General features: G+C 59.0%; 26 protein-coding genes. 15 read left to right on the top strand and 11 right to left on the bottom strand.

The genetic code is table 11. From position 1 onward, the window contains the following. Nucleotides 1-186 precede the first annotated feature (186 nt). On the top strand, nt 187-984 hold the full coding sequence (locus tag IC37_RS15635; RefSeq protein WP_030132343.1) for an acyl-CoA thioesterase II: 798 nt from the start codon (nt 187-189) through the stop codon (nt 982-984). Here the strand turns inward: IC37_RS15635 and IC37_RS15630 are convergent, their stop codons facing one another. From IC37_RS15630 to IC37_RS15620, 3 genes are all read right to left on the bottom strand, one after another. Next, nucleotides 985-1353, bottom strand: a complete 369-nt coding sequence (locus IC37_RS15630; RefSeq protein ID WP_030132342.1) for an Mpo1-like protein — start codon at nt 1351-1353, stop codon at nt 985-987. It abuts the gene before it with no gap. A gap of 248 nt (nt 1354-1601) precedes the next feature. Further along, on the bottom strand, nt 1602-3083 hold the full coding sequence (locus IC37_RS15625; RefSeq protein WP_030132341.1) for a methyl-accepting chemotaxis protein: 1482 nt from the start codon (nt 3081-3083) through the stop codon (nt 1602-1604). Between the two features lie 207 nt (nt 3084-3290). After that, complete coding sequence (locus IC37_RS15620; protein WP_030132340.1) at nt 3291-4100, bottom strand: TatD family hydrolase; 810 nt, start codon at nt 4098-4100, stop codon at nt 3291-3293. A gap of 236 nt (nt 4101-4336) precedes the next feature. Here IC37_RS15620 and IC37_RS15615 point away from each other — a divergent pair, with 236 nt between their 5' ends. The 3 genes from IC37_RS15615 to IC37_RS15605 all read left to right on the top strand — a co-directional run bounded on the left by IC37_RS15615 (nt 4337) and on the right by IC37_RS15605 (nt 6865). Continuing rightward, on the top strand, nt 4337-5758 hold the full coding sequence (locus IC37_RS15615) for a transglycosylase SLT domain-containing protein (protein ID WP_030132339.1): 1422 nt from the start codon (nt 4337-4339) through the stop codon (nt 5756-5758). 103 nt (nt 5759-5861) lie between these two features. After that, nucleotides 5862-6296, top strand: a complete 435-nt coding sequence (locus IC37_RS15610) for a DoxX family protein (protein ID WP_030132338.1) — start codon at nt 5862-5864, stop codon at nt 6294-6296. A 260-nt stretch (nt 6297-6556) separates the two neighbouring features. Then, on the top strand, nt 6557-6865 hold the full coding sequence (locus IC37_RS15605) for a hypothetical protein (RefSeq protein WP_030132337.1): 309 nt from the start codon (nt 6557-6559) through the stop codon (nt 6863-6865). Nucleotides 6866-6898: 33 nt separating this feature from the next. Here IC37_RS15605 and greB read toward each other — a convergent pair whose 3' ends face one another. From greB to IC37_RS15590, 3 genes are read right to left on the bottom strand one after another with little or no spacing between them, the layout of a single operon-like run. After that, the gene (gene greB, locus IC37_RS15600; protein WP_018929803.1) at nt 6899-7396 is read right to left on the bottom strand and encodes a transcription elongation factor GreB; all 498 of its coding nucleotides are present in this window, start codon (nt 7394-7396) and stop codon (nt 6899-6901) included. Between the two features lie 44 nt (nt 7397-7440). Then, nucleotides 7441-9945: an ABC transporter permease gene (locus tag IC37_RS15595; protein ID WP_030132336.1), complete on the bottom strand. Its 2505-nt coding sequence runs from the start codon at nt 9943-9945 to the stop codon at nt 7441-7443. Further along, on the bottom strand, nt 9945-10628 hold the full coding sequence (locus IC37_RS15590; RefSeq protein ID WP_007899869.1) for an ABC transporter ATP-binding protein: 684 nt from the start codon (nt 10626-10628) through the stop codon (nt 9945-9947). Before IC37_RS15590 ends, IC37_RS15595 begins: the two co-directional genes overlap by 1 nt. 10 nt (nt 10629-10638) lie before the next feature. On the opposite strand from IC37_RS15590, the gene IC37_RS15585 reads away from it, so the two are divergent. The 3 genes from IC37_RS15585 (at nt 10639) to IC37_RS15575 (ending at nt 12830) form a co-directional block, all read left to right on the top strand. After that, nucleotides 10639-11244 (top strand): arylesterase, encoded by a 606-nt coding sequence (locus IC37_RS15585; protein WP_030132335.1) that lies wholly within the window; start codon nt 10639-10641, stop codon nt 11242-11244. A 56-nt stretch (nt 11245-11300) separates the two neighbouring features. Next, nucleotides 11301-11594, top strand: a complete 294-nt coding sequence (locus tag IC37_RS15580) for a hypothetical protein (protein ID WP_007899882.1) — start codon at nt 11301-11303, stop codon at nt 11592-11594. Nucleotides 11595-11858: 264 nt separating this feature from the next. Beyond that, nucleotides 11859-12830: a L,D-transpeptidase family protein gene (locus tag IC37_RS15575; protein WP_030132334.1), complete on the top strand. Its 972-nt coding sequence runs from the start codon at nt 11859-11861 to the stop codon at nt 12828-12830. 123 nt (nt 12831-12953) lie between these two features. Here IC37_RS15575 and oprI read toward each other — a convergent pair whose 3' ends face one another. After that, nucleotides 12954-13205, bottom strand: coding sequence for an outer membrane lipoprotei OprI (gene oprI, locus IC37_RS15570; protein ID WP_003172710.1), 252 nt, complete (start codon nt 13203-13205; stop codon nt 12954-12956). Nucleotides 13206-13835: 630 nt separating this feature from the next. Between oprI and IC37_RS15565 the strand changes: the two genes are divergently transcribed. Further along, nucleotides 13836-14117 carry a GNAT family N-acetyltransferase gene (locus IC37_RS15565; protein ID WP_030132333.1) on the top strand — a complete coding sequence of 94 codons (282 nt, stop codon included), beginning with the start codon at nt 13836-13838 and terminating at the stop codon, nt 14115-14117. 70 nt (nt 14118-14187) lie between these two features. Here IC37_RS15565 and IC37_RS15560 read toward each other — a convergent pair whose 3' ends face one another. Both IC37_RS15560 and IC37_RS15555 read right to left on the bottom strand, forming a co-directional pair. Continuing rightward, nucleotides 14188-15264 carry a 3-deoxy-7-phosphoheptulonate synthase gene (locus IC37_RS15560; protein WP_008009435.1) on the bottom strand — a complete coding sequence of 359 codons (1077 nt, stop codon included), beginning with the start codon at nt 15262-15264 and terminating at the stop codon, nt 14188-14190. Nucleotides 15265-15463: 199 nt separating this feature from the next. Beyond that, nucleotides 15464-15892 carry a PilZ domain-containing protein gene (locus IC37_RS15555; RefSeq protein WP_030132332.1) on the bottom strand — a complete coding sequence of 143 codons (429 nt, stop codon included), beginning with the start codon at nt 15890-15892 and terminating at the stop codon, nt 15464-15466. Between IC37_RS15555 and IC37_RS15550 the strand changes: the two genes are divergently transcribed. The 5 genes from IC37_RS15550 to cysB all read left to right on the top strand — a co-directional run bounded on the left by IC37_RS15550 (nt 15891) and on the right by cysB (nt 19843). Then, nucleotides 15891-16277 carry a co-chaperone YbbN gene (locus IC37_RS15550; RefSeq protein WP_030132331.1) on the top strand — a complete coding sequence of 129 codons (387 nt, stop codon included), beginning with the start codon at nt 15891-15893 and terminating at the stop codon, nt 16275-16277. The two genes, IC37_RS15555 and IC37_RS15550, sit on opposite strands and share 2 nt — an antisense overlap. Then, nucleotides 16274-17230: a putative 2-dehydropantoate 2-reductase gene (locus IC37_RS15545; protein WP_030132330.1), complete on the top strand. Its 957-nt coding sequence runs from the start codon at nt 16274-16276 to the stop codon at nt 17228-17230. Before IC37_RS15550 ends, IC37_RS15545 begins: the two co-directional genes overlap by 4 nt. Nucleotides 17231-17255: 25 nt before the next feature. Next, nucleotides 17256-18161, top strand: coding sequence for a 5'-nucleotidase (locus IC37_RS15540; RefSeq protein WP_030132329.1), 906 nt, complete (start codon nt 17256-17258; stop codon nt 18159-18161). Nucleotides 18162-18251: 90 nt separating this feature from the next. Beyond that, the gene (locus IC37_RS15535) at nt 18252-18755 is read left to right on the top strand and encodes a universal stress protein (protein ID WP_007899922.1); all 504 of its coding nucleotides are present in this window, start codon (nt 18252-18254) and stop codon (nt 18753-18755) included. A gap of 113 nt (nt 18756-18868) precedes the next feature. Continuing rightward, nucleotides 18869-19843, top strand: coding sequence for an HTH-type transcriptional regulator CysB (gene cysB, locus IC37_RS15530; RefSeq protein ID WP_007899921.1), 975 nt, complete (start codon nt 18869-18871; stop codon nt 19841-19843). A gap of 14 nt (nt 19844-19857) precedes the next feature. On the opposite strand, the gene IC37_RS15525 is transcribed toward cysB, so the two are convergent. Together IC37_RS15525 and IC37_RS15520 are read right to left on the bottom strand one after the other, a co-directional pair. After that, nucleotides 19858-20340: a GreA/GreB family elongation factor gene (locus IC37_RS15525; protein ID WP_030132328.1), complete on the bottom strand. Its 483-nt coding sequence runs from the start codon at nt 20338-20340 to the stop codon at nt 19858-19860. 14 nt (nt 20341-20354) lie between these two features. Beyond that, nucleotides 20355-20762, bottom strand: a complete 408-nt coding sequence (locus IC37_RS15520; protein WP_030132327.1) for a hypothetical protein — start codon at nt 20760-20762, stop codon at nt 20355-20357. Between the two features lie 124 nt (nt 20763-20886). On the opposite strand from IC37_RS15520, the gene earP reads away from it, so the two are divergent. Beyond that, nucleotides 20887-22029 carry an elongation factor P maturation arginine rhamnosyltransferase EarP gene (gene earP, locus IC37_RS15515; RefSeq protein WP_030132326.1) on the top strand — a complete coding sequence of 381 codons (1143 nt, stop codon included), beginning with the start codon at nt 20887-20889 and terminating at the stop codon, nt 22027-22029. Nucleotides 22030-22077: 48 nt separating this feature from the next. Continuing rightward, nucleotides 22078-22647, top strand: a complete 570-nt coding sequence (locus IC37_RS15510; RefSeq protein WP_028619992.1) for an elongation factor P — start codon at nt 22078-22080, stop codon at nt 22645-22647. The last annotated feature ends 17 nt before the right edge of the window (nt 22648-22664 follow it).

Below are 22664 nucleotides of genomic sequence, written 5' to 3'. Positions count from 1 at the left end.
CGCCATCATAGCGCCCTATTGATGTGTCCAATTTCATTAGGCCAGTTCAAGCCCGCTCCCACATTAGTTTGTGTGTTCAATGTTGGCACGGCTCATCTGTCAGTGATTTTGGCCGGAATAAGCGCTGTGCCGGTTTTGCAGGCTGGTTAAGATCGTTCCATCCATTTTCCTGCCTCTGAGGTTTCCATGCGCTTTTCCGATCTGCTCGACGCTGTCCGCAGCCAACCGCAAGGGCTGTCTATTCCGGCCGAATGGGGTCAGGGGCGGGCGACTTTTGGCGGCCTGATAGCCGCCCTGCAATACGAAGCCATGCGCGCAAAAGTCCCGGCGGATCGTCCGGTGCGATCGCTGGCAATCACCTTTGTCGGCCCGGTCGAACCCGATGTGCCGGTCAGTTTTGAAGTCGATGTGTTGCGCGAGGGCAAAGCCGTCAGCCAGGTGCTGGGCCGGGCGATGCAGAAGGGGCAAGTGGTGACGTTGGTTCAGGGCAGCTTTGGTGCTTCGCGGCCGTCCGAAGTGGCGGTCACGGCCAACGCTGCGCCCGAGATGAAGCACTGGGACGACTGCCAGGAAATGCCCTATATCAAAGGGGTAACCCCGGAATTCATGCGTCATTTGGCAATGCGCTGGAGCATTGGCGGCCTGCCGTTCACCGGCAACACCTCCCGCAATATGGGTGGTTGGGTGCGCTTGCGTGGAGAAGGGAAGGACGAAGTGGTCAACGAGGCGCATATTCTGGCGCTGGTCGACGCCTGGCCGCCGTCCTTGTTGTCGCATCTGAAGAAACCGGCTGCAGGCAGCACGCTGACCTGGACCATCGAATTCGTCCAGCCGTTGCTCGCGTTGAGCACGCTGGACTGGTGCAAGTACCTGGTGGAAATCGAGTATGCCGCTGACGGCTACGGGCACGCCGCCGCAAAACTGTGGAGCGAAGACGGTCAGTTGATCGCCATGAGCCGGCAGACTGTAACGATTTTCGCCTGATCAGTGACGACGACGGTGGCGTTCACGCCAGGCGCGCCACCAGCCGCCACTGAAGAAAAACCGTGGGAAGGTCAGGAACTGTTCGACCAGCAAGCGTGATACCGCATCTTTGCGATCACTGAACGGCTCGGACGCTTGCGCCTCCAGGCGGTGACCGTGACGCTGCAGGGCCAAGGCCGCGAGCAGACCGATAACGCCGATCGCGAAGCTCGCCAGATCCAGGCTGAACACACCCGAGACCATCAGCAAAAACGCGACGATGAACAACGGCACGGCAATCAGGTGCAGCACCAGATTGGTCGGGTGCTGGTGATTGTGCGGGTACATTCGCCATTGCCAGGCGGAAAGGTTGGGGTGACGTTTGCCCATGATGTTTATCCTTTATTCGTGAGGCGCTTGAATAAAGAATAGGCCTGGCGCAAGCCGTCGGCGAATCAAGGCTGGCTATCGAAGTGATAGGGGTCATGGGCAATATTGATGTTGACTGGGCTGACGCTTTCGCGGGCAAGCCCTGATGCCAGTCAGTTAAGCGCAATTCAATGTGGGAGCGGTGTGAACACAGATTTTGTGTACACCAAAAATCTACTGTGGGAGCGGGCTTGCTCGCGAAGAGGCCCTCAAAGCCTGAGCTGCCCGATGGCCTTGCTCAATTCCCCTGCCAACATCGCCAGCTCATTGCTGGTAATCGCCGAATTCACGGTCTGCTGCACGGTGTTTTCGGTCACGTCGCGAATGCTCACCACCGCCCGATTCATTTCTTCCGCCACATGGCTCTGCTGCTCGGCCGCCACCGCGATCTGCGTATTGCTTTCACGCATCTGCGCCACCGCACCGGTGATTTCGGCCAGGGCCACACTGGCTTCCTGAGCCTGCTGCATGCAGGCGTCCGCCTTGTACGAACTTTCCTGCATGAAGTCCACGGCGTCCCGAGTGCCGGCCTGCAGTGCTGAAACCATGGTGGTGATCTCGTCGGTGGACGCCTGGACTCGCTTGGCCAGGTTACGCACCTCATCGGCGACCACCGCAAACCCGCGGCCCATTTCACCGGCCCGGGCCGCTTCGATGGCGGCGTTAAGGGCCAGCAGGTTGGTCTGTTCGGCGATGCTGTGGATCACGCTGACCACGCCATTGATCTTCTGGCTGTCCTCGGCCAGACGCTGAATCATCTCGGCGGTTTGCTGCACGCCGGTGGACAACCCGCCAATCGATTTCTGCACCCGCGTGACCACTTCCTGGCCACTGCCGGCCAGGGTGTCGGCGGTTTGCGAGAGGTCGCGGGTGGCACCGGCATGTTGGGCGATATGATGAACCGTGGCGGTCATTTCGTTGATCGCCGTGGCGGCTTGATCGGTTTCGCTTTGCTGACCGAGCATGCCGTGACGCACCTCGTTCATGCTCGAGGCCAGCCGCGCGGCGCCGACATCCAGTTGCCGGGCGGTGTTGGCGACGGTGTTGACCACCCGCTGGTAACCAGCCTGCATGGCATTGAAGGCGTTGGCCATCTGCCCGACTTCATCCTTGCAAGCCAGCGGCACACGAGCCGACAGGTCACCGGTTTTCTCGACGTGGAGCATCACGTCTTTCAAGGTGTTGAGTTGGCTGAGCAGGAAGCGGATCAACAGTTGCGACGCGCCGAGCATTGCCAGCATCAGGATGAATACCGCTACTGCATAGTGGGTGAAGCGTTCGCCGAACACTTGGCTCAGGCTCGGGCCATAAGCAATCACCGCGGCCTGTTGACCGTCAGGGCGAGCGAACACCTCGGCGCCCATCAACGGGTTTTCACCGAACAGCGGCATGGTGTTGATTTCGACCCAACCGTTGGTATCGGTCAGCTCCAGCAGCGGTTGCCCGTTCAGCAATGGCGCCTGTCCGCGATTGAAGGTCAGCAGGTTATCGGCCTTGGGCAGCGGCTGTCCGCCAGGCCAGGCATAGAGCAATCGCGCCTGGGCCTGGGCCGACGTTTGGGTGGCGTGGCTGCGGGCCTGTTGTTCAAGTTGCACGGCGTACAGCACCAGCAATAGGGTGGTGACGAAGGCGACGGCGTTGACCGCCCAGAATTTATATTTCAGCGAAATGTTGCTAAGCCAGGCACCCATGGAGGTCTTCTCTGATAGCGGAAACAGTTTTGGCAAGGTGCCAGCATTGTGCCGCTACTCAAGGCTTCGACTCTTGATATGGGTCAACATCCTCCGCAGTCCCAATGTGGGAGCGGGCTTGCTCGCGAAGACGGCGACACATCCAACATCAATGTGACTGACAGACCGCTTTCGCGAGCAAGCCCGCTCCCACAGGGGGATGTATGTTCATTGAGGAATTGAGGGCAGACCAAAAAATGCTCGTGCACAGGCCGTGCTGTGAGCAGCCAAATCTTCCACCGTCTCCCCACGATGCAACGCCACCTCACGCAACACTTCGGTCAGATACGCCGGCTCGTTGCGACCGTTCTTCGGCTTGGGACGCAGACTGCGGGGCAGCAGATATGGCGCATCGCTCTCTAGCATCAAGCGCCCGCGTTTAATCTCTTTGACCAATGGATGCAGGTGCGTGCCCCGGCGTTCATCACAAATCCAGCCAGTGATGCCGATGTGCAAATCCAGATCGAGATAACTGAACAACGCCTTTTTTTCACCGGTGAAGCAGTGCACCACGGCGGCCGGCAACTGGTCGCGGTAGTCACGCAGGATCTCCAACAATCGTTGGCTGGCATCGCGCTCATGCAGGAACACCGGCAATTGCAGCTCGACCGCCATCGCCAGATGTTCTTCGAGAACTTTTTCCTGTTGCGGGCGAGGCGAGAAATCACGATTGAAATCGAGGCCGCATTCACCCACGGCCACCACATTCGGCTCCTTGAGCAAACTGCGCAGACGCTGAGCACTGTCGGCATTCCAGTCGCTGGCCGAGTGCGGATGAATGCCACCCGTGGCGAATAGTCGCTGAGCACTTTCGTCCAATTGCTGGCACAGCTCCAGAGCGTGTTCACTGCCCTCGACGCTGGTCCCGGTGAGCACCAGTTGGCAGACCCCGGCAGCATAGGCACGGTCGAGTACAGCCTGGTGTTTGTCGGCAAAACTGGGGTTGGTCAGGTTGACGCCGATATCGATGAGTTGCATGGTGCTACCTCGGACCAAAGGCCGGAAAGCATATCAGAGCTGTAGATTTATAAGAAAAGCCAAGAACTACAATGAGTTAAAGCTGTCTGTTGAGGCCGCGAGGCAGGCCGGGTTGGTAGATTCGCCATCATTGTGCCACTCTCACGCACTTTATCAGCGCTTCAGGCGCTCTGTTTCTGTCGCTCGACATCATGAAATCACCCATGAGGTCGGCCAGTATTCTTTCCGGAGAGTGGATGATTCGTCCCTCGGTTTTGTTACTGCTGTGCTGCTCGTTGCTGCTGCCCATGCCGGCGGTTGCGCGTCTGGCCGGGCCGTTGCAAGCCGTGCCCGGGGCCAAGGTCCGCGATCTGGCGGAGATTCGCAGCAGTCGCGTGTTGCGGGTGTTGGTCAACCAGAGTCGCAACAGCTCCGGTGAAGTCCAGGGCCAGGCCATCGGCGTCGAATACCATCGCCTGCGCGCTTTCGAACAATACCTCAATGGCCATGCCCGTGACGGCCAGGAAATCACCCTCAAGATCATTCCCAAAGCCAAGGATCAACTGCTCGGCGCGTTGCAGCGCGGGGAGGGTGATTTGGTCGCACCAGGGGAATTGCTCGATCCGCAATCGGGCCTCGCGGTCAGCACCAGTCAACCGATCGCCAGCAATGTGCCGTTGCTGCTGGTGGGAATCAAAGGCGAACGACGTTACACCCGTCTCGAACAACTTTCGGGCAAAACCCTCGCGCTCCCCACCGGCAGTGCCGCCGGGGATGCGGTCAGTCAGATCAATCAGAAACTCGCACTGCACAAACTGCCTCCGGTGACGATCGAGTGGGTCGATCCAAGTCTGGCGGTCGAGGATGTACTGGAAATGGTCCAGGGTGGGATCTTTCATCTGACGATTGTCGAGCAACCGATTGCCGAACGCTGGGGCAAGATCCTGCCCAAATTGCGCTTCGATCGTCAGGTCCTTATTAGCGAGCCAGGCGAGGAATACTGGTTCGTGCGCCGCGACGCCTCGATGCTGCGCTCGAGCATCGATCGCTTCCTGACTACCTACAAGAAACCGTCGGACCAGGATGCGGCGTTCCTGCGGATCTATCGACGCTTGTATCAAGTGCACTATCCCTTGGCCAAGGCTGATCGGCAGCGCCTGGAAAAACTTCGACCGGTGTTGCAAAAACATGCTGAAGCCCAAGGGATGGACTGGCTGAACCTGGCGGCGCTGGCTTTCAAGGAGTCGGCGCTGCAACCCAACGCCAGAAGCGGCAGCGGCCCCACCGGCCTGATGCAAATCACCCCATCCGCGGCGCAACGAGTTGGGGTCGGTAATATTCAAAACCTCGACGCCAATGTGCAGGCCGGGGCCAAGTACCTGGCGATGATCCGCCGCAAGTTTTTTGCCAGCCCCAAACTCAACGAGCGCGAGCGCATGGCGTTTGTGCTGGCGGCCTACAACATGGGACCGGAGCGGGTTCAAGGCATGCGCGCCGAAGCGCGGCGGCGCGGCTTGAATCCTAATCAGTGGTTTTTCCAGGTCGAGCGCATCGCCATGGAGCAGGTGGGAATGGGGGCTGTCAGCTATGTTAATAGCGTGAACAAGTATTACCTGGCGTTCGATCGGGAGCGGGAGTCGTTGGAGCCTCAGGGGCAAAAAGTTGCCTCACGGAAATGATCGACTAAGCTGATTGTTATGGTGCGTTTTTTACGCTTTTAACATGAGTTTTATTGATTAATATAGTGGTCAACCAACACACACTCACAATGGATGACACAGCATGAGCACACTGATCAACAAGGTACTGTTCACTCGCGCGGGCTACGGTCTGACGATTCTGCGCATTTTCGTCGGCATCATCTTCGCGGCCCACGGCTCACAGAAACTCTTCGGGGCATTCGGCGGCTACGGCATTGCCGGCACCGCGCAGTACATGGAAAGCATCGGGCTGGCACCCGGTCACCTGATGGCGATCCTGGCCGGTGGTACCGAGTTCTTCGGCGGTCTGGCGCTGATCATCGGCCTGCTGGCACGCCCGGCAGCGCTGGGGCTGACCTTCCTCTCGCTAGTGGCTATTTTCACGGTGCATATCAGCAATGGTCTGTTCATGGCCAACAACGGTTATGAATTCGCCTTGGCTTTGCTCGGTGGCAGCCTCGCGGTGCTGATCGAAGGTGCAGGCAAGCTGTCGGTAGACCGCGCCATCACCGACTGACCGCTCTCGCTCAACAAAAAGGCCTGCATTGTGCGACGCACTGTGCAGGCCTTTTTTGTTGCGCGTGATTCTTGACACTGTCCGGTCAGCTTCTCTAGGATGCTGCCCATGCGCCGATTTAAACAGCTACTTGCGGGGCGCCAGGTGACTCATTCAGTTGCCGATAGAAGCTTGAAACAGGCTTCGAAATACCGCTAAAGCGCTGGTTCGGTGTTGCCTCTCACCTGCCATGCAGACTTTTGAGGCAGAGACACGACACAATGAATGCATTAAGCCCCGTTATACGCCCTGCGCCGATCACGGCACACCTCTCCCAGCGCAATCCAAAAATCCTGCTTGGCGGTAAACATCAGCCGACGCTTCTGCGTTACCTCGATGGCTGGCCACGTCGTACCGGTGGGCCTGCTGCCTTCCTGATTCAGTTTGTCGACGACGGCGAGTCACTGGCACGGTTTGCCAACGACAGTTTCGATCTGGCGGTGATTCTGGCACCCAACGCCGAGGATGCGCCGCAAGTGATCAGGCAGCTGACTCGCGTGGCTCGCCAAGGGCTGATTACCCGTCGCTGAGATTCAGAGCGCTGCGGCTCAGAGCGCCGCGGCTCAAAAATAGTCGATCGCCACGATATACACGCATTGTTCACCGGTCGGTGTCTGGACCCGCACTTCGGCGTCCAGTGCCTTGCCGATCAAGGCACGCGCCAACGGTGAGTCGATGCTGATCAGGCCTAGTTTCAGATCCAGCTCATCCGGTCCGACGATGCGATAGCGCGACTCTTTGCCATCTTCATCTTCAATCGTGACCCAAGCGCCAAAGTAAACCTTGTTCGGATCGCTGGGTTTCTCACTGACCACCTTGAGCGCTTCCAGGCGTTTGGTGAGAAAGCGCACGCGACTGTCGATCTCGCGCAGCATCTTTTTGCCGTAGGTGTATTCGGCGTTTTCCGAGCGATCGCCCTGTGCCGCCGCCTCGCTGACCGATTGCGTCACTTGCGGTCGGCGCACATGCCATAGCTCATGAAACTCGGCCCGCATCCGCGCTTCACCTTCGGGGGTGATCAGCGCGGTGCCAGCGGTGCGGGGTGGGCGATAACGGCTCATGGCGACTTCTTGTGTTGAATACGTGATCAGAGCGCTTGAGTTTATCAACCCTCGCGCAAGACTGTCAGGGGGCTGGCGTTCAAGGCGCGGCGCGTGCCGAACACACCGGCACCGCCGATCAGCACGGCGCCGATCAGCGGCAACACCAATAGCCATGGATGCGGATGCCAGGGCAGGTCGAAGGCGTAGCGGTAAAGCACCATGCTCACCAGTTCCGAACCCAGTGCTGCCAGCAACCCGCTGACCGCGCCGAGCAGGCCGAACTCAATCCGCCGAGCCCTGACCAGCAACTGCCGCTCGGCGCCTAGCGCTCGCAGCAATGCACCTTGGCGAATGCGTTCATCCAGCGTTGCCTGCAAGCCGGAGAACAACACCGCCATCCCCGCCGCCAGCACAAACAACAGCACGTATTCCACCGCCAGGGTGACCTGGCCGAGAATGCTGCGCAGCTGCGCCAGCAAGGCTTCGACTTGCAGAATGGTCACTGCCGGAAAGCTGCGGGACAGGTCGACGATCTGCTGATCATGACCGGCCGCCAGATAGAAACTGGTCAGGTAGGTCGCTGGCAAGTCCTTCAGGGTGCCGGGCTGGAAGATCATGAAAAAGTTCGGCTGGAAATTGTCCCAGTTGATCTCCCGCAGGCTGGTGACTTTCGCCTCCCGATTGGCCCCGCCGACGGTGAACACCATATGATCGCCGAGCTTGAGTTTGAGGCTTTCGGCGACTTTACCTTCCACCGAAACACCGGGTATTTCATCTGCTGGTTGCTGATCCCACCAGTTGCCAGCGGTGAGTTTGTTGTCCGCCGGCAAGTCTGCCGCCCAGGTCAGGCTCAGGTCGCGTTGAATGGCTCGATCGCCGGCCGAGTCCTTGCTGACGATGTCCTGCACCGGCTCGCCATTGATGCTGATCAGCCGTCCCGGCACCACCGGGTACAGCGGCGCCGATTGTGCCGACAACTCCATCAGTCGATCGGTAAAGGCCTGTTTGTCCGCTGGCAGAATGTTCAGGGCGAAATAATTCGGGGCATTTTTTGGCAACTGGTTTTGCCAGGTGTCGAGCAACTCGCCGCGCAGCAAAGCGATCAGCGCCATGGACAGCAGAATCAAACCGAAGGCCAGGGATTGACCCGCCGCCGCCAGTGGATGGCGCAGCAGTTGGCCCAACCCGAGGCGCCATGGCAATGCGGCGCGCGCCAGCATCCGACGCAGGCTCTTGAGTAGCAGCAACAGCAAACCGCCCAGCACCAGTGCCGCGATCACACCGCCGCCGAGCAGGGCGAAGGTCAGCAAAAGGTCCAGGCTCAAGCGCCACATGATCAGGCCGAGGGCGCCCAATGCCGCGCCATAAACAATCCAGGTGCTGGACGGAATCGGCAGCATGTCGCGACGCAACACGCGCAGCGGCGGCACTCGACCCAAAGCGGCCAATGGCGGCAGGGCGAAGCCGGCCAGTGCGACCAGCCCGGTGCCGATCCCGGCGATGGCCGGCAGCAGGCCACCCGGTGGAACATCGGTCGGCAGTAAATCATGCAGCAGTGCAAACAGCCCGAGTTGCGCCAGCCAGCCGAGCAGGGCGCCGCTGATGCTGGCGAGCAGTCCGAGTACGGTCAGTTGCAGACTGAACAGCACCATGGTTTCCCGACGGGACAGACCCAGGCAGCGCAGCAATGCGCTGGCATCGAATCGGCGCGTGGCGAAGCGTGTCGCCGACAACGCCACGGCCACGCCGGACAGCAACACCGCCACCAGACTGGCCATGTTCAAGTAGCGTTCAGCCTTGCCCAGGGCGCCGCCGATCTGCCGGTTGCCATCGCGAGCATCCTGGATGCGCTGGTTGGCGGCCAGGCCTGGCTTGATCAGCTGCCGATAGGTTTCCAGCGCCGAGGCGTTGCCGCGCCAGAGTTCGCGGTAACTGACCCGGCTGCCGGGTTGCACCACGCCGGTTGCCTCAAGGTCGCTGAGGTTGATCAGCACCCGTGGCGTCAGGCTGTAGAAATTGCCGGCACGATCCGGTTCGTAGGTCAGCACTCGCCCCAGTGTCAGGGTTTTCATGCCGACGTCGATGCTGTCGCCGATCTTCAAGTCCAGCGCGGTCAGTAGTCGTGCTTCGACCCAGGCTTCGCCGGGTTTCGGACCGCCACCGGGTTCCTCCGTCGCGAAGGGCGCGGGGGCGCTTTTCAGTTCGCCACGCAACGGGTAGACGTCATCGGCGGCTTTGATACTGGACAGCTGAATGCCGTTGTCGGTGGCGATGACACTGGAGAATTCCACCACTTGAGCATGCTCAAGGCCCAACTCCGTGCCGCTTCTTATCTGTTCGGGCCGCGCCGGCGAACTGCCTTCGAGCACCAGGTCGGCACCGAGAAACTCGGTGGCGCGCAGCATCATGGCGCCGTTCAGGCGAGCGCCGAAGTAACCGATAGCGGTGCTTGCCGCCACGGCCACCAGCAAGGCGAAGAACAATACGCGCAACTCACCGGCGCGGGCATCGCGCAGCAATTGGCGAATAGCGAGACTGAACAGGCGCAACAGCGGCAGGCGTGCCATCAAGGCTCCAGAGGGGCGACCAGCAGGCCGGCTTCAAGGCGGATCAGGCGCCGGCAGCGATGTGCCAGGCGTTCGTCGTGGGTCACCAGCACCAGGGTCGTGCCGCTTTCCTGGTTGAGTTCGAACAGCAGATCGCTGATGCGCTCGCCGGTGTGGCTGTCGAGATTGCCGGTGGGTTCATCGGCGAACAACACGTCGGGCTCAGCGGCGAAGGCCCGGGCAATCGCCACGCGCTGCTGCTCTCCACCGGAAAGCTGGCGCGGTGAGTGGGTCAGGCGCTGGCCCAGACCGACCCGTTGCAGCAGTTCGGTGGCGCGCTCACGGGCGTCTTTGCGGCCATCGAGCTCCAGCGGCAGCATGACGTTTTCCAAAGCGTTGAGACTGTCGAGCAGCTGGAATGATTGAAAAACAAACCCCACATGCTCGGCGCGGATGCGCGCGCGTTGGTCTTCATCGAGATTGCTCAGGCCTTGCCCGGCGAGGGTGACTTCGCCGCTGCTCGGCAGGTCGAGGCCGGCGAGCAGGCCCAGGAGGGTGGATTTGCCAGAACCGGAGGCGCCGACGATGGCCAGGCTATCGCCCTTGTTCAGTTCCAGGCTGAGTTCGTGCAGGATAGTCAGTTCACCTTCCGCGCTGGGAACCACTTTGCTGAGGTTCTTCGCGGTGAGAATGCTTGCGCCCATGGAGAATCCGATGCGTGTGTGGTTTTTGAGTGCTGGCCTGGCCTTGATGTGCATGGCCCAGAACGCAGCGGCGGGTACAGTCCTGATCGTTGGCGATAGTATCAGCGCCGGTTTCGGCCTGGATACCCGCTTGGGGTGGGTGTCATTGCTCGAGCAACGGCTCAAGCACGAAGGTTTCGACGATAAAGTGGTCAATGCGTCCATCAGCGGCGATACCAGTGCCGGAGGCCGGGCGCGCCTGCCGGCGCTGCTTGCAGAGCATAAGCCTGCGCTGGTTATCCTCGAGTTGGGGGGCAATGATGGGTTGCGCGGAATGCTGCCAACACAATTGCAACAAAATCTTGCGTCGATGATCGACAGCTCCCGCGCCAGTGGTGCCAAGGTATTGCTACTGGGCATGCAACTGCCACCCAACTACGGTGTGCGTTACACCCAGGCCTTTGCCGAGGCTTTCACCAAGGTCGCCAACGAGAAAAAGATCCCGCTGGTGCCGTTTTTCCTCGATGGTGTGGGCGGTCATCCGGACCTGATGCAAGGCGACGGCCTGCACCCGGCTGCGGCGGCTCAGGGCAAGTTGCTGGAAAATGTCTGGCCGACACTGAAACCGCTGCTTTGACGCTTTTCTAGCGGCGGTGTTTCGGCTAAGGTGGCGCCCCCGATTTGGAGCCCCCGATGCCGCGTCCTGCCTGGTCCCTTTTTGCCTACCAACTGATCGAGCCTGACGAACAGCTGGATCTGTTCGCCTGCCAGGAAGTGCGGGTGCATCTGGTGACCCGTCAGCTGGAGTTGGGCGGCTCGGCGGACCGAACCTTGTGTGGCAGCCTGTTGCCGGCGCAACCGCGCTGGTCGAGCGTCGACCGTACAGTGTTCCAGGACCAGCGCCTGTGCTCGCTGTGCCGGGCCATCCTGGAATCGCAAAAACGCGGCACCTCGCCGATCTGGCCCGAGTTGCGGTTCGAGCTTTAGGGCCCCTTCGCGAGCAAGCCCGCTCCCACATTAAATGTTCAGTGAATACAGTATTTGTGTTCGGCACCTATCCAGTGTGGGAGCGGGCTTGCTCGCGAAGGCGGCTTCCCATGCACCTCAAGGGTATGGGTAAAAATCCATTTGCGGAAATTGCGCCCCCAAGTGCCTTGCATCGCCTGTCACTTCTCGACCTCCCCGAAATTACGGACGGCGGTGTACAATCCTGTTTTTATACCCTTGTCGATCATGCGAAGGATTTTCCGGATGTTGCCGCGCTTTCCCGCCGTCACCCGCTGCCTGTCTCTTGCCGCCCTCTGTGTCGCGGGTCCGGTAGCAGCATTGGAGCTACCCCTGCCACCACCCGGTGAAGACATCATCGGCCAGGTGCAAGTGATCAAGGCCAAGTACGAAGATACCTTCGCCGACCTTGGCACCACCTACGATCTGGGCTATTCGGAAATGGTCGCGGCCAACCCTGGCGTTGATCCATGGTTGCCGGGCGCGGGCACCGAAGTGGTGCTGCCGACGCGCTTCATCCTGCCGCCGGGCCCTCGTGAAGGCATCGTCATCAACCTGGCTGAATACCGTCTTTACTATTTCCCGAAAGGCCGGAACGTGGTGTACACCTTCCCGCTGGGTATCGGCCGTGAAGGCTGGGGCTCGCCGATTGCCCACACCAGCATCATCGCCAAGACGCCGAACCCGACCTGGACGCCTCCAGCGTCGATCAAGGCCGAGCACGCGGCCGATGGCGATCCACTGCCGAATGTGGTGCCGGCCGGCCCGGATAACCCGCTGGGGCCGTTCAAGTTCACGCTGGGTACTCCGGGTTACCTGATCCACGGTTCGAACAAGAAGTTCGGCATCGGCATGCGCACCAGCCACGGTTGTTTCCGCATGTTCAACAATAACGTGCTGGAAATGGCTGGCATGGTGCCGGTAGGGACGTCGGTGCGCATCCTCAACGACCCGTACAAGTTCGGCCTCAGTGGCGGCAAGGTTTATCTGGAGGCGCACACGCCGCTGGATGACAAGGGCAACCCTTCGGTAGTCGACAAACACACCGCAGTGATCAATGCGATGCTCAAGCGTGAGGACATCACCAACAACTTGCGCATGGACTGGGATGTGGTGCGTGACGTGGTTGCCGCTGAAGATGGTCTGCCGGTGGAAATCGCTATACCGAATGCGTCGGCGCCGATGGTATCGAGTGCACCGATCGACCTGCAGCAGTAACGCGTTAAAGCAACCCGCCGACGCAGGCCGCGTCGGCGGGTTTTTTATGGCCTGCAGAAATGGCGGGCAATAAAAAAGCCGACCCAAAAAATGGGTCGGCTTGATAACAATCCCGAAGGACTATTACTTGCGGCTAGCTTTTTCCAGCATGCGCAGAGCACGCTCGTTAGCTTCGTCAGCAGTCTGTTGTGCTTTTTGAGCAGCAGCCAGAGCTTCATCAGCTTTACGGTAAGCTTCGTCTGCACGAGCCTGGGAGCGAGCTGCTGCGTCTTCAGTAGCAGTCAGACGTGCTTCGGTTTCTTTCGATACGCTGCTGCAACCGGTAGCCAGAACTGCGGCCAGAGCCAGAGCAGAGAATTTCAGAACGTTGTTCATCGTGTTCCCCTTCAAGGACTTTCTATTAAGTAGCTGTCTCCTCAGAGTGAGGAAATAGCCGGCGTACATACTACCCATTACTTGTAGTAAGTAAACTGACGTCGAGCAAGAAGCAAAAAAAATTGTAGGCGTTGATTCTTTTTCGAGCAACTTTTAACTGCATTGTATAAAAAATGTCCAGCTGCGAAGCCCGAACTGAGCGAGGCGCCGGGGAAAAGTTCCCGGTGTCGGCAGCTGTTTTTCAGTCTCGACTAAAGTCTGTCTAGATGGAATCGTCCACACTTTTGTTCGGATTTTGCGCAGCGGCTCTCATATCTTTATCCATGTTGAGGTGACTTAAACAAAGGGCGCTCGTCTTAAGTCTCAATATCCGGCAATGTTCAGGCCTGGACTCGGGAATATCCCGGTCGAGCCGCCCCTGCATTACCCCAGGCAACACCCTCCTGCCAGCATGACGAGCGTCCCTTGAGCATTTCTGCCAATGGTGCCTACTATTTGTACGTGCTCGGTTGCGCGAGATGGGTGTTGCTCTCTCGGTGTCCATTCAGGCACGGGGTGGCGTAGATGTTCCTTCGCCGGAAAAACATCGGTAAGGTAGGGGTCAGAATCAAAGACCCGCGAGGAGTAGTGATGAGCGAGGCGTTGTCCATCCACCATGACCAGGCTGGTCATCAGTTCGAGACCACTGTGGACGGTTATCGTGCCTACCTGACCTATATGGATCTGGGGAAGCAGACCCTGGATATTTATCGTACCTTTGTACCCAACGCGCTGCGTGGTCGCGGCATCGCAGCGGCGTTGACCGAGCAGGCACTGCAATACGCCGAGGAAATGGGCTACACGGTCATTCCATCGTGTTCCTACGTGGAGCGCTACATGGAGCGTCACCAGCGGCATGCCGCCAAGCTGTGAACAAAGCGAACGCATAAAAAAACGCCAGGCTTAAACCTGGCGTTTTTTTATGCGTGAAACGAAACGGCGATCAGCTGCGATCGCGTTTAGGCAGCACGTCCTTGAGCTTGGCGTGCATGCTGCGCAAGGTGTTTTCGGTGGCGGTCCAATCGATGCAGGCATCGGTGATCGACACGCCGTATTGCAGATCGGCGAGGTCTTTCGGGATCGCCTGGCAGCCCCAGTTCAGATGACTTTCGACCATCAGGCCGATGATCGACTGGTTGCCTTCGAGGATCTGGTTGGCGACGTTCTCCATCACCAGCGGTTGCAGAGCCGGGTCTTTGTTGGAGTTGGCGTGGCTGCAATCGACCATGATGTTCGGCTTGATCTTTGCCTTGTTCAGCGCTTGCTCGCAGAGCGCGACGCTGACCGAATCGTAGTTCGGTTTGCCGTTGCCGCCGCGCAATACCACGTGACCGTAGGCGTTGCCCTTGGTGGTGACGATCGACACGCCACCTTCCTGGTTGATGCCCAGGAAACGGTGCGGGCTGGACACCGATTGCAAGGCGTTAATGGCCACTGTAAGGCCGCCATCGGTGCCGTTCTTGAAACCGACGGCCGAGGACAGGCCGGAAGCCATTTCACGGTGAGTCTGGGATTCAGTGGTGCGTGCGCCGATCGCCGACCAGCTGATCAGGTCCTGCAAGTATTGCGGGGAGATCGGGTCGAGGGCTTCGGTCGCGGTCGGCAGGCCCATCTCGGCCAGGTCCAACAGCAGCTGACGACCGATGTGCAGGCCATCCTGAATCTTGAACGAGTCGTCCAGGTACGGGTCGTTGATCAAGCCTTTCCAGCCGACAGTGGTACGTGGCTTCTCGAAATACACGCGCATGACCAGATACAGGGTATCGGACACTTCGGCCGCGAGCACTTTCAGACGCTCGGCGTATTCGTGGGCAGCCTTGATGTCATGGATCGAGCACGGCCCGATCACGACGAACAGGCGGTGGTCGGTACCATCAAGAATGTTGCGAATGACTTCGCGGCCCTTGGTGACGGTGCGCAGGGCAGCGTCGCTCAGAGGGATATCACGCTTGAGCTGATCGGGAGTGATCAGGGTCTCGTTGGAGGCGACGTTAAGGTCGTTGATCGGTAAATCAGCCATCGTTTACTCGTCAGGTCACGGGTGCCGGCCGCCAGCGAACCCGCGCGGCGGAGCACAGCAAATTAAGCGCGTCGGGGAGCCGAACCTTAGCGCGTTACACCGTGGCTAGACAATGGGCAGACAGCGGTTAGGGGGCATTCTCAGTTAGTTTTCCCGCCGGCGGGGAATCTAATTGAGACGCCCCCTAATCCCGCGCAGGCTATGCAAATGCCTTGCGAACCGTGTCGTGGGAGAACTCGTTGGCGTGCATCTGGACCCATTCGAGCGCTAGGGCCTGAATATCCTGCAGGTCGTCGTGCGCGTCATGCAGGCGGCAGAAACGTTCGATTTGACACACCTGTTCGCCCATCCTGGCACTGAACAGCGTGTGTTCGTCAACAAAAGCGATGCCGACCAGATAGCCGCGCTTGCGTCGCAGGCACCAGGCCACATAGCCCAGAAAACACAAGTCCGGGTTCAGGGTTGGCATGCGTACTTCCAGCGCCGTACCGTGGCGCCACGCGCGGTGGTAATTGCAAGCCATGCCGCCGAGGCTGATAGTGTGCAGCTCTTGCCGCGAAATGCACTCATGTTTGAACAACGTTAATTCAACGGGCACATCGTCAGGATGAGGAAGATAACGTCTCATGAACACGGACTCCCTGTGTCGGCCATCTGACATCGTTTCTCCCAGTATAGTGGGCGAATTGGAACTGACCGATTTCGACGCCGACCAACGGCTGCTGGCGATGAACGGCATTTCCCTGGTGATTTTTACCAGCGTCGGCTGCGCCAGTTGCCGTTTTGCCCGTGAACAATTGCCCACGTTCGATCTGGCGGTCGATCGACTGTGCTGGATCGATGCCGGGAACAATGGCGGGGTGGTCGAGCGTTATCGGGTCTTTCATTTGCCGGCGCTGTTTGTGGTGCGCGACGGTGAGTTCTTCGGGGCACTACAGTCGCGTCTGACCCGCACCGCGCTCAATGAGGCCGTGGGTCAGGCGCTGAGTCGACAAGCGGAGGAGTTGCCATGACAGGCACAGTGGCCAAGCCGACAATCGGTATTATCGGTACCGGGGCGATCGGTGGTTTCTACGGGCTGATGCTGGCGCGTGCCGGCTTCGATGTGCATTTGCTGTTGCGCAGTGAGTTTTCAGCGGTGGCCGAACGGGGCTTGCATCTCGACCATGCGTCGTTGGGCCCGCTGGTCTTGAACCCGGTTCAGGCCTATTCGTCGGCTGCCGACATGCCGCCATGTGACTGGCTACTGGTGGGCGCCAAGACCACCAGTAACGCGGACCTGGCACCGGCCATTATTCAAGCGGCGGCACCTGATGCCAAAGTGCTGTTGCTGCAAAATGGCCTGGACGTCGAAGACAGTCTGCGCGAGTTGCTCCCTGATTCACTGCACCTGCTGGGCGGGCTCTGTCTGATCTGCGTCCATCGCGCCGGCCCAGGGGTCATTACCCATCAGGCGCTCGGGGCCGTGAACGTCGGCTATCACAGTGGTCCCGCCGCCGATGAGCAGGCGCGCATGAACATCGTCGAGGAGGGCGCCGGGCTGTTTCGCGCCGCCGGCATCGACGCCCAGGCCATGCCGAACCTGCGCCAGGCGCGCTGGCAGAAACTGGTCTGGAATATTCCCTACAACGGTCTGTCGGTTGTACTCGGGGCAAGCACCACGCCGTTGATGGCGGATGCCGACAGTCGCGCGCTGATTCAGGCCTTGATGGCCGAAGTGGTTCAGGGAGCCAAGGCCTGTGGCCACGACATACCGTCGGGTTACGCCGATTATCTGTTCATGATGACCGAGAAAATGCCCGACTATTGGCCGAGCATGTACCACGACTTCCTGCACAAGCGACCGCTGGAACTGGACGCGATCTACACTCGGCCACTGGCGGCGGCAAAAGCCGCGGGATGTGAATTACCGCGCATCGAAGCCTTGTATCGCAGCTTGAGTTTTATCGACCGACGTAATCACTGAGTCGGTCAAAAGGAGAGGTAAGGGCATGGCCAATGGCATAGACGACAAACTGGTGCTGGCGATTTCTTCGCGAGCACTGTTCGACTTGAGCGAGAGCCACAAGGTTTATCTGTCGAGCGGCGTCGAGGCCTATCGGCAATATCAGATCGAACACGAAGACGAAATTCTCGAGCCCGGCGATGCGTTCCCGTTGGTCGAAAAACTCCTGAACCTGAACGCCAGTCTCGGCCGTGCCCGGGTCGAGGTAATCCTGGTGTCGCGCAACAGCGCCGACACCGGCCTGCGGGTTTTCAATTCGATTCATCACTATGGCCTGGCGATCTCGCGTGCGGCATTTGTCGGCGGACGCAGTCCTTATCCGTACCTCAAGGCCTTTGGCTGCGACCTGTTTCTTTCGACCCATGCCGACGATGTGCGCAGTGCGCTGGATGCAGGTTTCGCCGCAGCGACTATTCTGTCGGGCGGTGCCAGTCGCGCCGCCAGCGATGAATTACGCATTGCTTTCGACGGTGACGCGGTGCTGTTTTCCGATGAGTCGGAGCGGGTCTATCAGTCGGGAGGCCTGGCAGCGTTTCAGGCCAGCGAACGCGAGTCAGCCCGCGAACCCCTGCGCGGCGGGCCGTTCAAAGGTTTCCTCGCAGCGCTCAATCTTTTGCAGCGCGAGTTCCCCGATGATGCCTGTCCGATTCGCACCGCGCTGGTGACCGCGCGCTCGGCGCCGGCTCATGAACGGGTGATCCGCACCTTGCGCGAATGGGACATCCGTCTGGATGAATCGTTGTTCCTTGGGGGGCTGACCAAATCGGCTTTTCTCGAAGCCTTTGCCGCCGACGTATTTTTCGACGATCAGGCCGGCCATTGCGAGCTGGCCCGCGAAGTGGTCGCCACCGGTCACGTGCCGCATGGCATCAGTAACGAGCCGTCGATTTAAAGCGCTGCGGTTCAATGCGTTGCGCCGCACTCGCCACGGCACTGCTAAGCTGAATCAATCTCCGCCATGTTGGCATTAAAGGAGGTCACTATGATTCATTCGATGCTGTATGCCACCGACCTCGGTCTGTATGCACCTTTTGTGATGCAGCATGCGTTGGCACTGGCTCGAACATTCAATGCCGACTTGTATGTGGTGCACGCGGTTGAGCCGATGGGATTGTTCGCCGAATCGGTGCTTCAGAGTTACCTCGATGAGCAGGCCCTGAACGAGTTTCACAGTCAGGGTCTGAATACGGTGATTGCCAATATCGAGCAGCGGGTGCTCGACAGCTTTCGCGAAGAACTGGGGGATGAAGGGGAGCAGGACCTGGAACGGATTCGGGCAGTGCGGGTACTGCAGGGCGATCCGTCGCAGGTGATTCTCGACCAGGCGCAGAAACTCTCCGTCGATTTGCTGATCGTAGGGAGTCACAGTCATGGCGCTGGCGCGGAAACGCCATTGGGTCGAACCGCTGCGCGCGTGCTGCAACTGTCCAGGGTGCCGGTCTATCTGGTGCCGCTGATGGAGCGTCGCCGCAAAGGGGATCGCTAGGACACGAATAATGGCATTTTGATAAAAAAGTTCTAGATTTATTATTCAAACCATTAATATAGTTATATATCGTCGCTGATGCCCGTGGCGTCTACCTGCTTTGAGGGATTCATATGAAGCTTCAACAATTGCGCTACATCTGGGAAGTGGCGCACCACGACCTCAACGTTTCTGCTACTGCCCAAAGCCTCTACACCTCGCAACCGGGCATCAGCAAACAGATTCGTCTGCTTGAAGACGAATTGGGGGTCGAGGTTTTCGCCCGCAGCGGCAAGCACCTGACTCGTGTTACCCCGGCCGGCGAGCGCATCATCACCACCGCTGGTGAGATCCTGCGCAAAGTTGAAAGCATCAAGCAGATCGCTCAGGAATTCTCCAACGAGAAAAAGGGCACCTTGTCGATCGCCACCACGCACACCCAGGCGCGTTATGCGTTGCCACCGGTGATCAGCAATTTCATCAAGCAATACCCGGACGTCGCCCTGCACATGCACCAGGGGTCGCCGATGCAGATCGCCGAGATGGCCGCTGACGGCACCGTCGATTTCGCCATCGCCACCGAAGCGCTGGAGTTGTTCGGCGACCTGGTGATGATGCCGTGCTACCGCTGGAACCGCTGCGTGGTCGTGCCTCAGGGCCACCCGCTGACCAAGCTGTCGAAGCTGACTCTCGAAGCCTTGGCCGAATACCCGATCGTGACGTATGTGTTCGGTTTCACCGGCCGTTCGAAACTCGACGAAGCCTTCAGCCATCGTGGCCTGACACCGAAAGTGGTGTTCACCGCCGCCGACGCCGACGTGATCAAGACTTACGTTCGTCTCGGCCTGGGCGTGGGCATCGTGGCGAAAATGGCGGTCGACACCAAGCTCGATAGCGACCTGGTGGTGCTCGATGCCAGCGAGTTGTTCGAATCCAGCATTACCAAAATCGGTTTCCGTCGCGGTACGTTCCTGCGTGGCTTCATGTGCGACTTCATCGAGAAATTCGCTCCGCACCTGACCCGCGAAGTCATGGCCAAAGCCATTCAGTGCCACAACAAACAGGAACTGGAAGAGCTGTTCGACGGCGTCGAACTGCCGGTTCATTAATTGCCAGACAATCGCTAGACCACCTCGGTGATAGAAAATTGTTGCCGAGCACCCGCCACCAGAATCTCCACTTCATCCCCTTCGAACTTGCCCAGCAGGCTTTTGCCCAGCGGCGAGCGGGGGGTGATGACGGTAATCAGTTGCCCCACCAGATCAACCTTCAACCCGGCTGCGTCGGGGGCCAGGAACAGCCATTGTTCGCGACCTTTTTCGTCTTCCAGACCGAGCAAGGCGCCTACTTCGATGCCGCGCCGGTCGTCATAAGGTCGCAGTGTCAGGTTCTGGCAAAGGGCCAATGATTGCCTGATTTCTTCCACTCGTCTGGCCTGTCCGGCCGCCAGGTAAGACGCCTCCAGCCCCAGAGTGTCGTACTTGTTTTCGGCTATGTTTTCTTCGTGGGTCGCGGTTTCGTAAGCGGTTTGTGCGGCACGCTCGGCGATGTCGAGATCGATCCGCAGCTTGTCGATAATCAGTTGGTGGACGGTCGGCTTGTGCATAGAGAGCTTCATGATCAATCGCAGAATTGCAGGACGTTGGCGCGGCTTTTTTCGCTCGGCGCAGTTTCATTTTGCTGCAGCCAGAACTGGCATTTTGGATTGGACAGATTGTGTTTGCTGCTTCTGGCCTGTTCCACCAGTTGCTGCTGTTCATTCCTGCGCAGATGGTCTTCGTACTGTTCGAACATCGGGTTCTGCGGGGCAGGTTGGGCAGGTTGCTCAATCACCGGTGGCTTGGCCAGTTGTTCCACCGCTTGGGCCAAGGGCGCCAATTGCTCGTTGAACAACAGGCGCCAGGCGAGCCAGCACGTCAGTGCGATCGCGATGAATCCCAGCCACACACCGAGGGCAATGCTGCCGGTCAGTTGCAGCGCATTAAACTGAATCGGCAAGGGACGGCGCGGGTTGGGACGGTAGGGCATTACTGCCTCCTGGCGGGTGGTCGCGGGCAAGTGGTGATTGTCGCATGAAGATTAATCGCCGTCGGCTCTTCTGCACGGGGTAATTTATGCGGACAATCGGTGCCTTTGCCAACGGGAGCCTGGAATGCCTGAAATGAAAACCCGCTGGGATATTTTTTGCACCGTGGTCGACAACTTCGGCGACATCGGTGTGACCTGGCGTCTGGCCCGACAACTGGTGGCCGAGCATTCAGTGGCGGTGCGTCTGTGGGTCGACGACCTGCGGGCCTTCGAGCGTTTGTGTCCGGACATCGACATCAACGCTGCGCAGCAGTGGCAGCAAGGCGTCGAGGTGCGACAGTGGTCGGCCGACTGGCAGCCCACTGAAGCCGCTGATGTCGTCATCGCCGCATTCGCCTGCCAGTTGCCGAGTGCCTACATGGAAGCCATGGCCGAACGGGAAAAACCGCCGCTGTGGATGAACCTCGATTATCTGAGCGCCGAAGACTGGGTCGTCGGCTGCCACGGCTTGCCGTCGGTGAAGTACAAGAACGTGCAGAAGTTCTTTTTCTTCCCGGGCTTTCGCAAAGGCACTGGTGGCCTGCTGCGTGAGAGGGGATTGCTGGAACGGCGTCGGCAGTTTCAGCAAAGTCCGCAAGCTCAGAGAGAATTCCTGCAAGGCCTGGGGGTTGATCGCGCGCCGAATGCACAGCTGATCTCGTTGTTTGCCTACGAAAATACCGGGCTGGCCAGTTGGCTCGACACGATGGCGGCCGATTCGACACCCACTCATCTATTGGTGCCCGAAAGTCGGATTCTCGGCGACGTCGAACGCTGGCTCGGCGTGGACGGGCTGACAGCCGGTGCGGTGCATAGGCGCGATGCCTTGACCGTGCAAGTGCTGGCGTTCGTCCGACAGGATCAATATGACCTGCTGCTGTGGAGCTGCGATTTCAACGCCGTGCGCGGCGAAGATTCCTTTGTTCGCGCCCAATGGGCAGGCCGTCCGCTGCTCTGGCATATCTATCAGCAGGACGAAGACATCCATCTGGACAAGCTCGATGCCTTCCTGACCCTGTACACCCAAGGCCTGTCCAAACCTGCTGGTGAGGCGATCAGCGGTCTATGGCGGGCATGGAATGCAGGTGAGACAATGACGGATCACTGGAAATCAACCCGAAAACACTGGCCTGAACTGGAAAAACATGCCGAGACATGGTGTCTGGAACAAGCCTTGCAGGCAGATCTTGCCGCAGCGCTGGTACAGTTTTACCTAAATTGGATATGATACGCGGCCTAGATTTTTGTAAATCCCATCCAAATTCGGATATTCGCAATGAAAACTGGTAAAGAACTGAAACCCGGTACCGTGATCCGTCTCGAAAACGATCCTTGGCTGGTTCAGAAAGCTGAATTCACCAAATCCGGTCGTAACAGCGCGATCATGAAGACCAAGCTGAAAAACCTGCTGACCGGTTACAAGACCGAGATCGTTTACAGCGCCGACGACAAACTGGACGACGTAATCCTCGACCGCAAAGAAGCGACCCTGTCCTTCATCAGCGGCGACACCTACACGTTCATGGACACCACCGACTACACCATGTACGAGCTGAACGCTGAAGACATCGAAGCCGTTCTGCCTTTCGTTGAAGAAGGCATGACCGATGTTTGCGAAGCGATCTTCTTCGAAGAGCGTCTGGTTTCCGTAGAGCTGCCGACCACTATCGTGCGCGTAGTTGACTACACCGAAGGTTCGGCTCGCGGCGACACTTCCGGCAAGGTGATGAAGCCTGCCAAGCTGAGCAACGGTACTGAGCTGCAAGTTGCTGACTTCATCGAAATCGGTGACAAGATCGAAATCGATACCCGCGAAGGCGGTTCCTACAAAGGCCGTGCTAAATAAGCACCGCTTCAGGAATG

Origin of the sequence: Pseudomonas sp. QTF5 (assembly GCF_000512695.2) — a bacterium.
GTDB lineage: Bacteria > Pseudomonadota > Gammaproteobacteria > Pseudomonadales > Pseudomonadaceae > Aquipseudomonas.
The sequence above is the reverse complement of the archived record's forward strand: the minus strand, read 5'-3'. Positions and strand labels throughout refer to the sequence as shown.

Bases quoted from the DNA above. Each gene is read 5' to 3' on its own strand.
- greB (WP_018929803.1), bottom strand. From the start codon at position 7,396: ATGAGCCGTTATCGCCCACCCCGCACCGCTGGCACCGCGCTGATCACC.
- IC37_RS15550 (WP_030132331.1), top strand. From the start codon at position 15,891: ATGAACACGGACTCCCTGTGTCGGCCATCTGACATCGTTTCTCCCAGT.
- IC37_RS15520 (WP_030132327.1), bottom strand. From the start codon at position 20,762: ATGCCCTACCGTCCCAACCCGCGCCGTCCCTTGCCGATTCAGTTTAAT.
- IC37_RS15635 (WP_030132343.1), top strand. From the start codon at position 187: ATGCGCTTTTCCGATCTGCTCGACGCTGTCCGCAGCCAACCGCAAGGG.
- IC37_RS15555 (WP_030132332.1), bottom strand. From the start codon at position 15,892: ATGAGACGTTATCTTCCTCATCCTGACGATGTGCCCGTTGAATTAACG.
- IC37_RS15630 (WP_030132342.1), bottom strand. From the start codon at position 1,353: ATGGGCAAACGTCACCCCAACCTTTCCGCCTGGCAATGGCGAATGTAC.
- IC37_RS15590 (WP_007899869.1), bottom strand. From the start codon at position 10,628: ATGGGCGCAAGCATTCTCACCGCGAAGAACCTCAGCAAAGTGGTTCCC.
- oprI (WP_003172710.1), bottom strand. From the start codon at position 13,205: ATGAACAACGTTCTGAAATTCTCTGCTCTGGCTCTGGCCGCAGTTCTG.
- IC37_RS15575 (WP_030132334.1), top strand. From the start codon at position 11,859: ATGTTGCCGCGCTTTCCCGCCGTCACCCGCTGCCTGTCTCTTGCCGCC.
- IC37_RS15540 (WP_030132329.1), top strand. From the start codon at position 17,256: ATGGCCAATGGCATAGACGACAAACTGGTGCTGGCGATTTCTTCGCGA.
- IC37_RS15525 (WP_030132328.1), bottom strand. From the start codon at position 20,340: ATGCACAAGCCGACCGTCCACCAACTGATTATCGACAAGCTGCGGATC.
- IC37_RS15510 (WP_028619992.1), top strand. From the start codon at position 22,078: ATGAAAACTGGTAAAGAACTGAAACCCGGTACCGTGATCCGTCTCGAA.
- IC37_RS15625 (WP_030132341.1), bottom strand. From the start codon at position 3,083: ATGGGTGCCTGGCTTAGCAACATTTCGCTGAAATATAAATTCTGGGCG.
- IC37_RS15565 (WP_030132333.1), top strand. From the start codon at position 13,836: ATGAGCGAGGCGTTGTCCATCCACCATGACCAGGCTGGTCATCAGTTC.
- cysB (WP_007899921.1), top strand. From the start codon at position 18,869: ATGAAGCTTCAACAATTGCGCTACATCTGGGAAGTGGCGCACCACGAC.
- IC37_RS15585 (WP_030132335.1), top strand. From the start codon at position 10,639: ATGCGTGTGTGGTTTTTGAGTGCTGGCCTGGCCTTGATGTGCATGGCC.
- IC37_RS15545 (WP_030132330.1), top strand. From the start codon at position 16,274: ATGACAGGCACAGTGGCCAAGCCGACAATCGGTATTATCGGTACCGGG.
- IC37_RS15620 (WP_030132340.1), bottom strand. From the start codon at position 4,100: ATGCAACTCATCGATATCGGCGTCAACCTGACCAACCCCAGTTTTGCC.
- IC37_RS15605 (WP_030132337.1), top strand. From the start codon at position 6,557: ATGAATGCATTAAGCCCCGTTATACGCCCTGCGCCGATCACGGCACAC.
- IC37_RS15615 (WP_030132339.1), top strand. From the start codon at position 4,337: ATGATTCGTCCCTCGGTTTTGTTACTGCTGTGCTGCTCGTTGCTGCTG.
- IC37_RS15595 (WP_030132336.1), bottom strand. From the start codon at position 9,945: ATGGCACGCCTGCCGCTGTTGCGCCTGTTCAGTCTCGCTATTCGCCAA.
- IC37_RS15535 (WP_007899922.1), top strand. From the start codon at position 18,252: ATGATTCATTCGATGCTGTATGCCACCGACCTCGGTCTGTATGCACCT.
- IC37_RS15560 (WP_008009435.1), bottom strand. From the start codon at position 15,264: ATGGCTGATTTACCGATCAACGACCTTAACGTCGCCTCCAACGAGACC.
- IC37_RS15580 (WP_007899882.1), top strand. From the start codon at position 11,301: ATGCCGCGTCCTGCCTGGTCCCTTTTTGCCTACCAACTGATCGAGCCT.
- earP (WP_030132326.1), top strand. From the start codon at position 20,887: ATGCCTGAAATGAAAACCCGCTGGGATATTTTTTGCACCGTGGTCGAC.
- IC37_RS15610 (WP_030132338.1), top strand. From the start codon at position 5,862: ATGAGCACACTGATCAACAAGGTACTGTTCACTCGCGCGGGCTACGGT.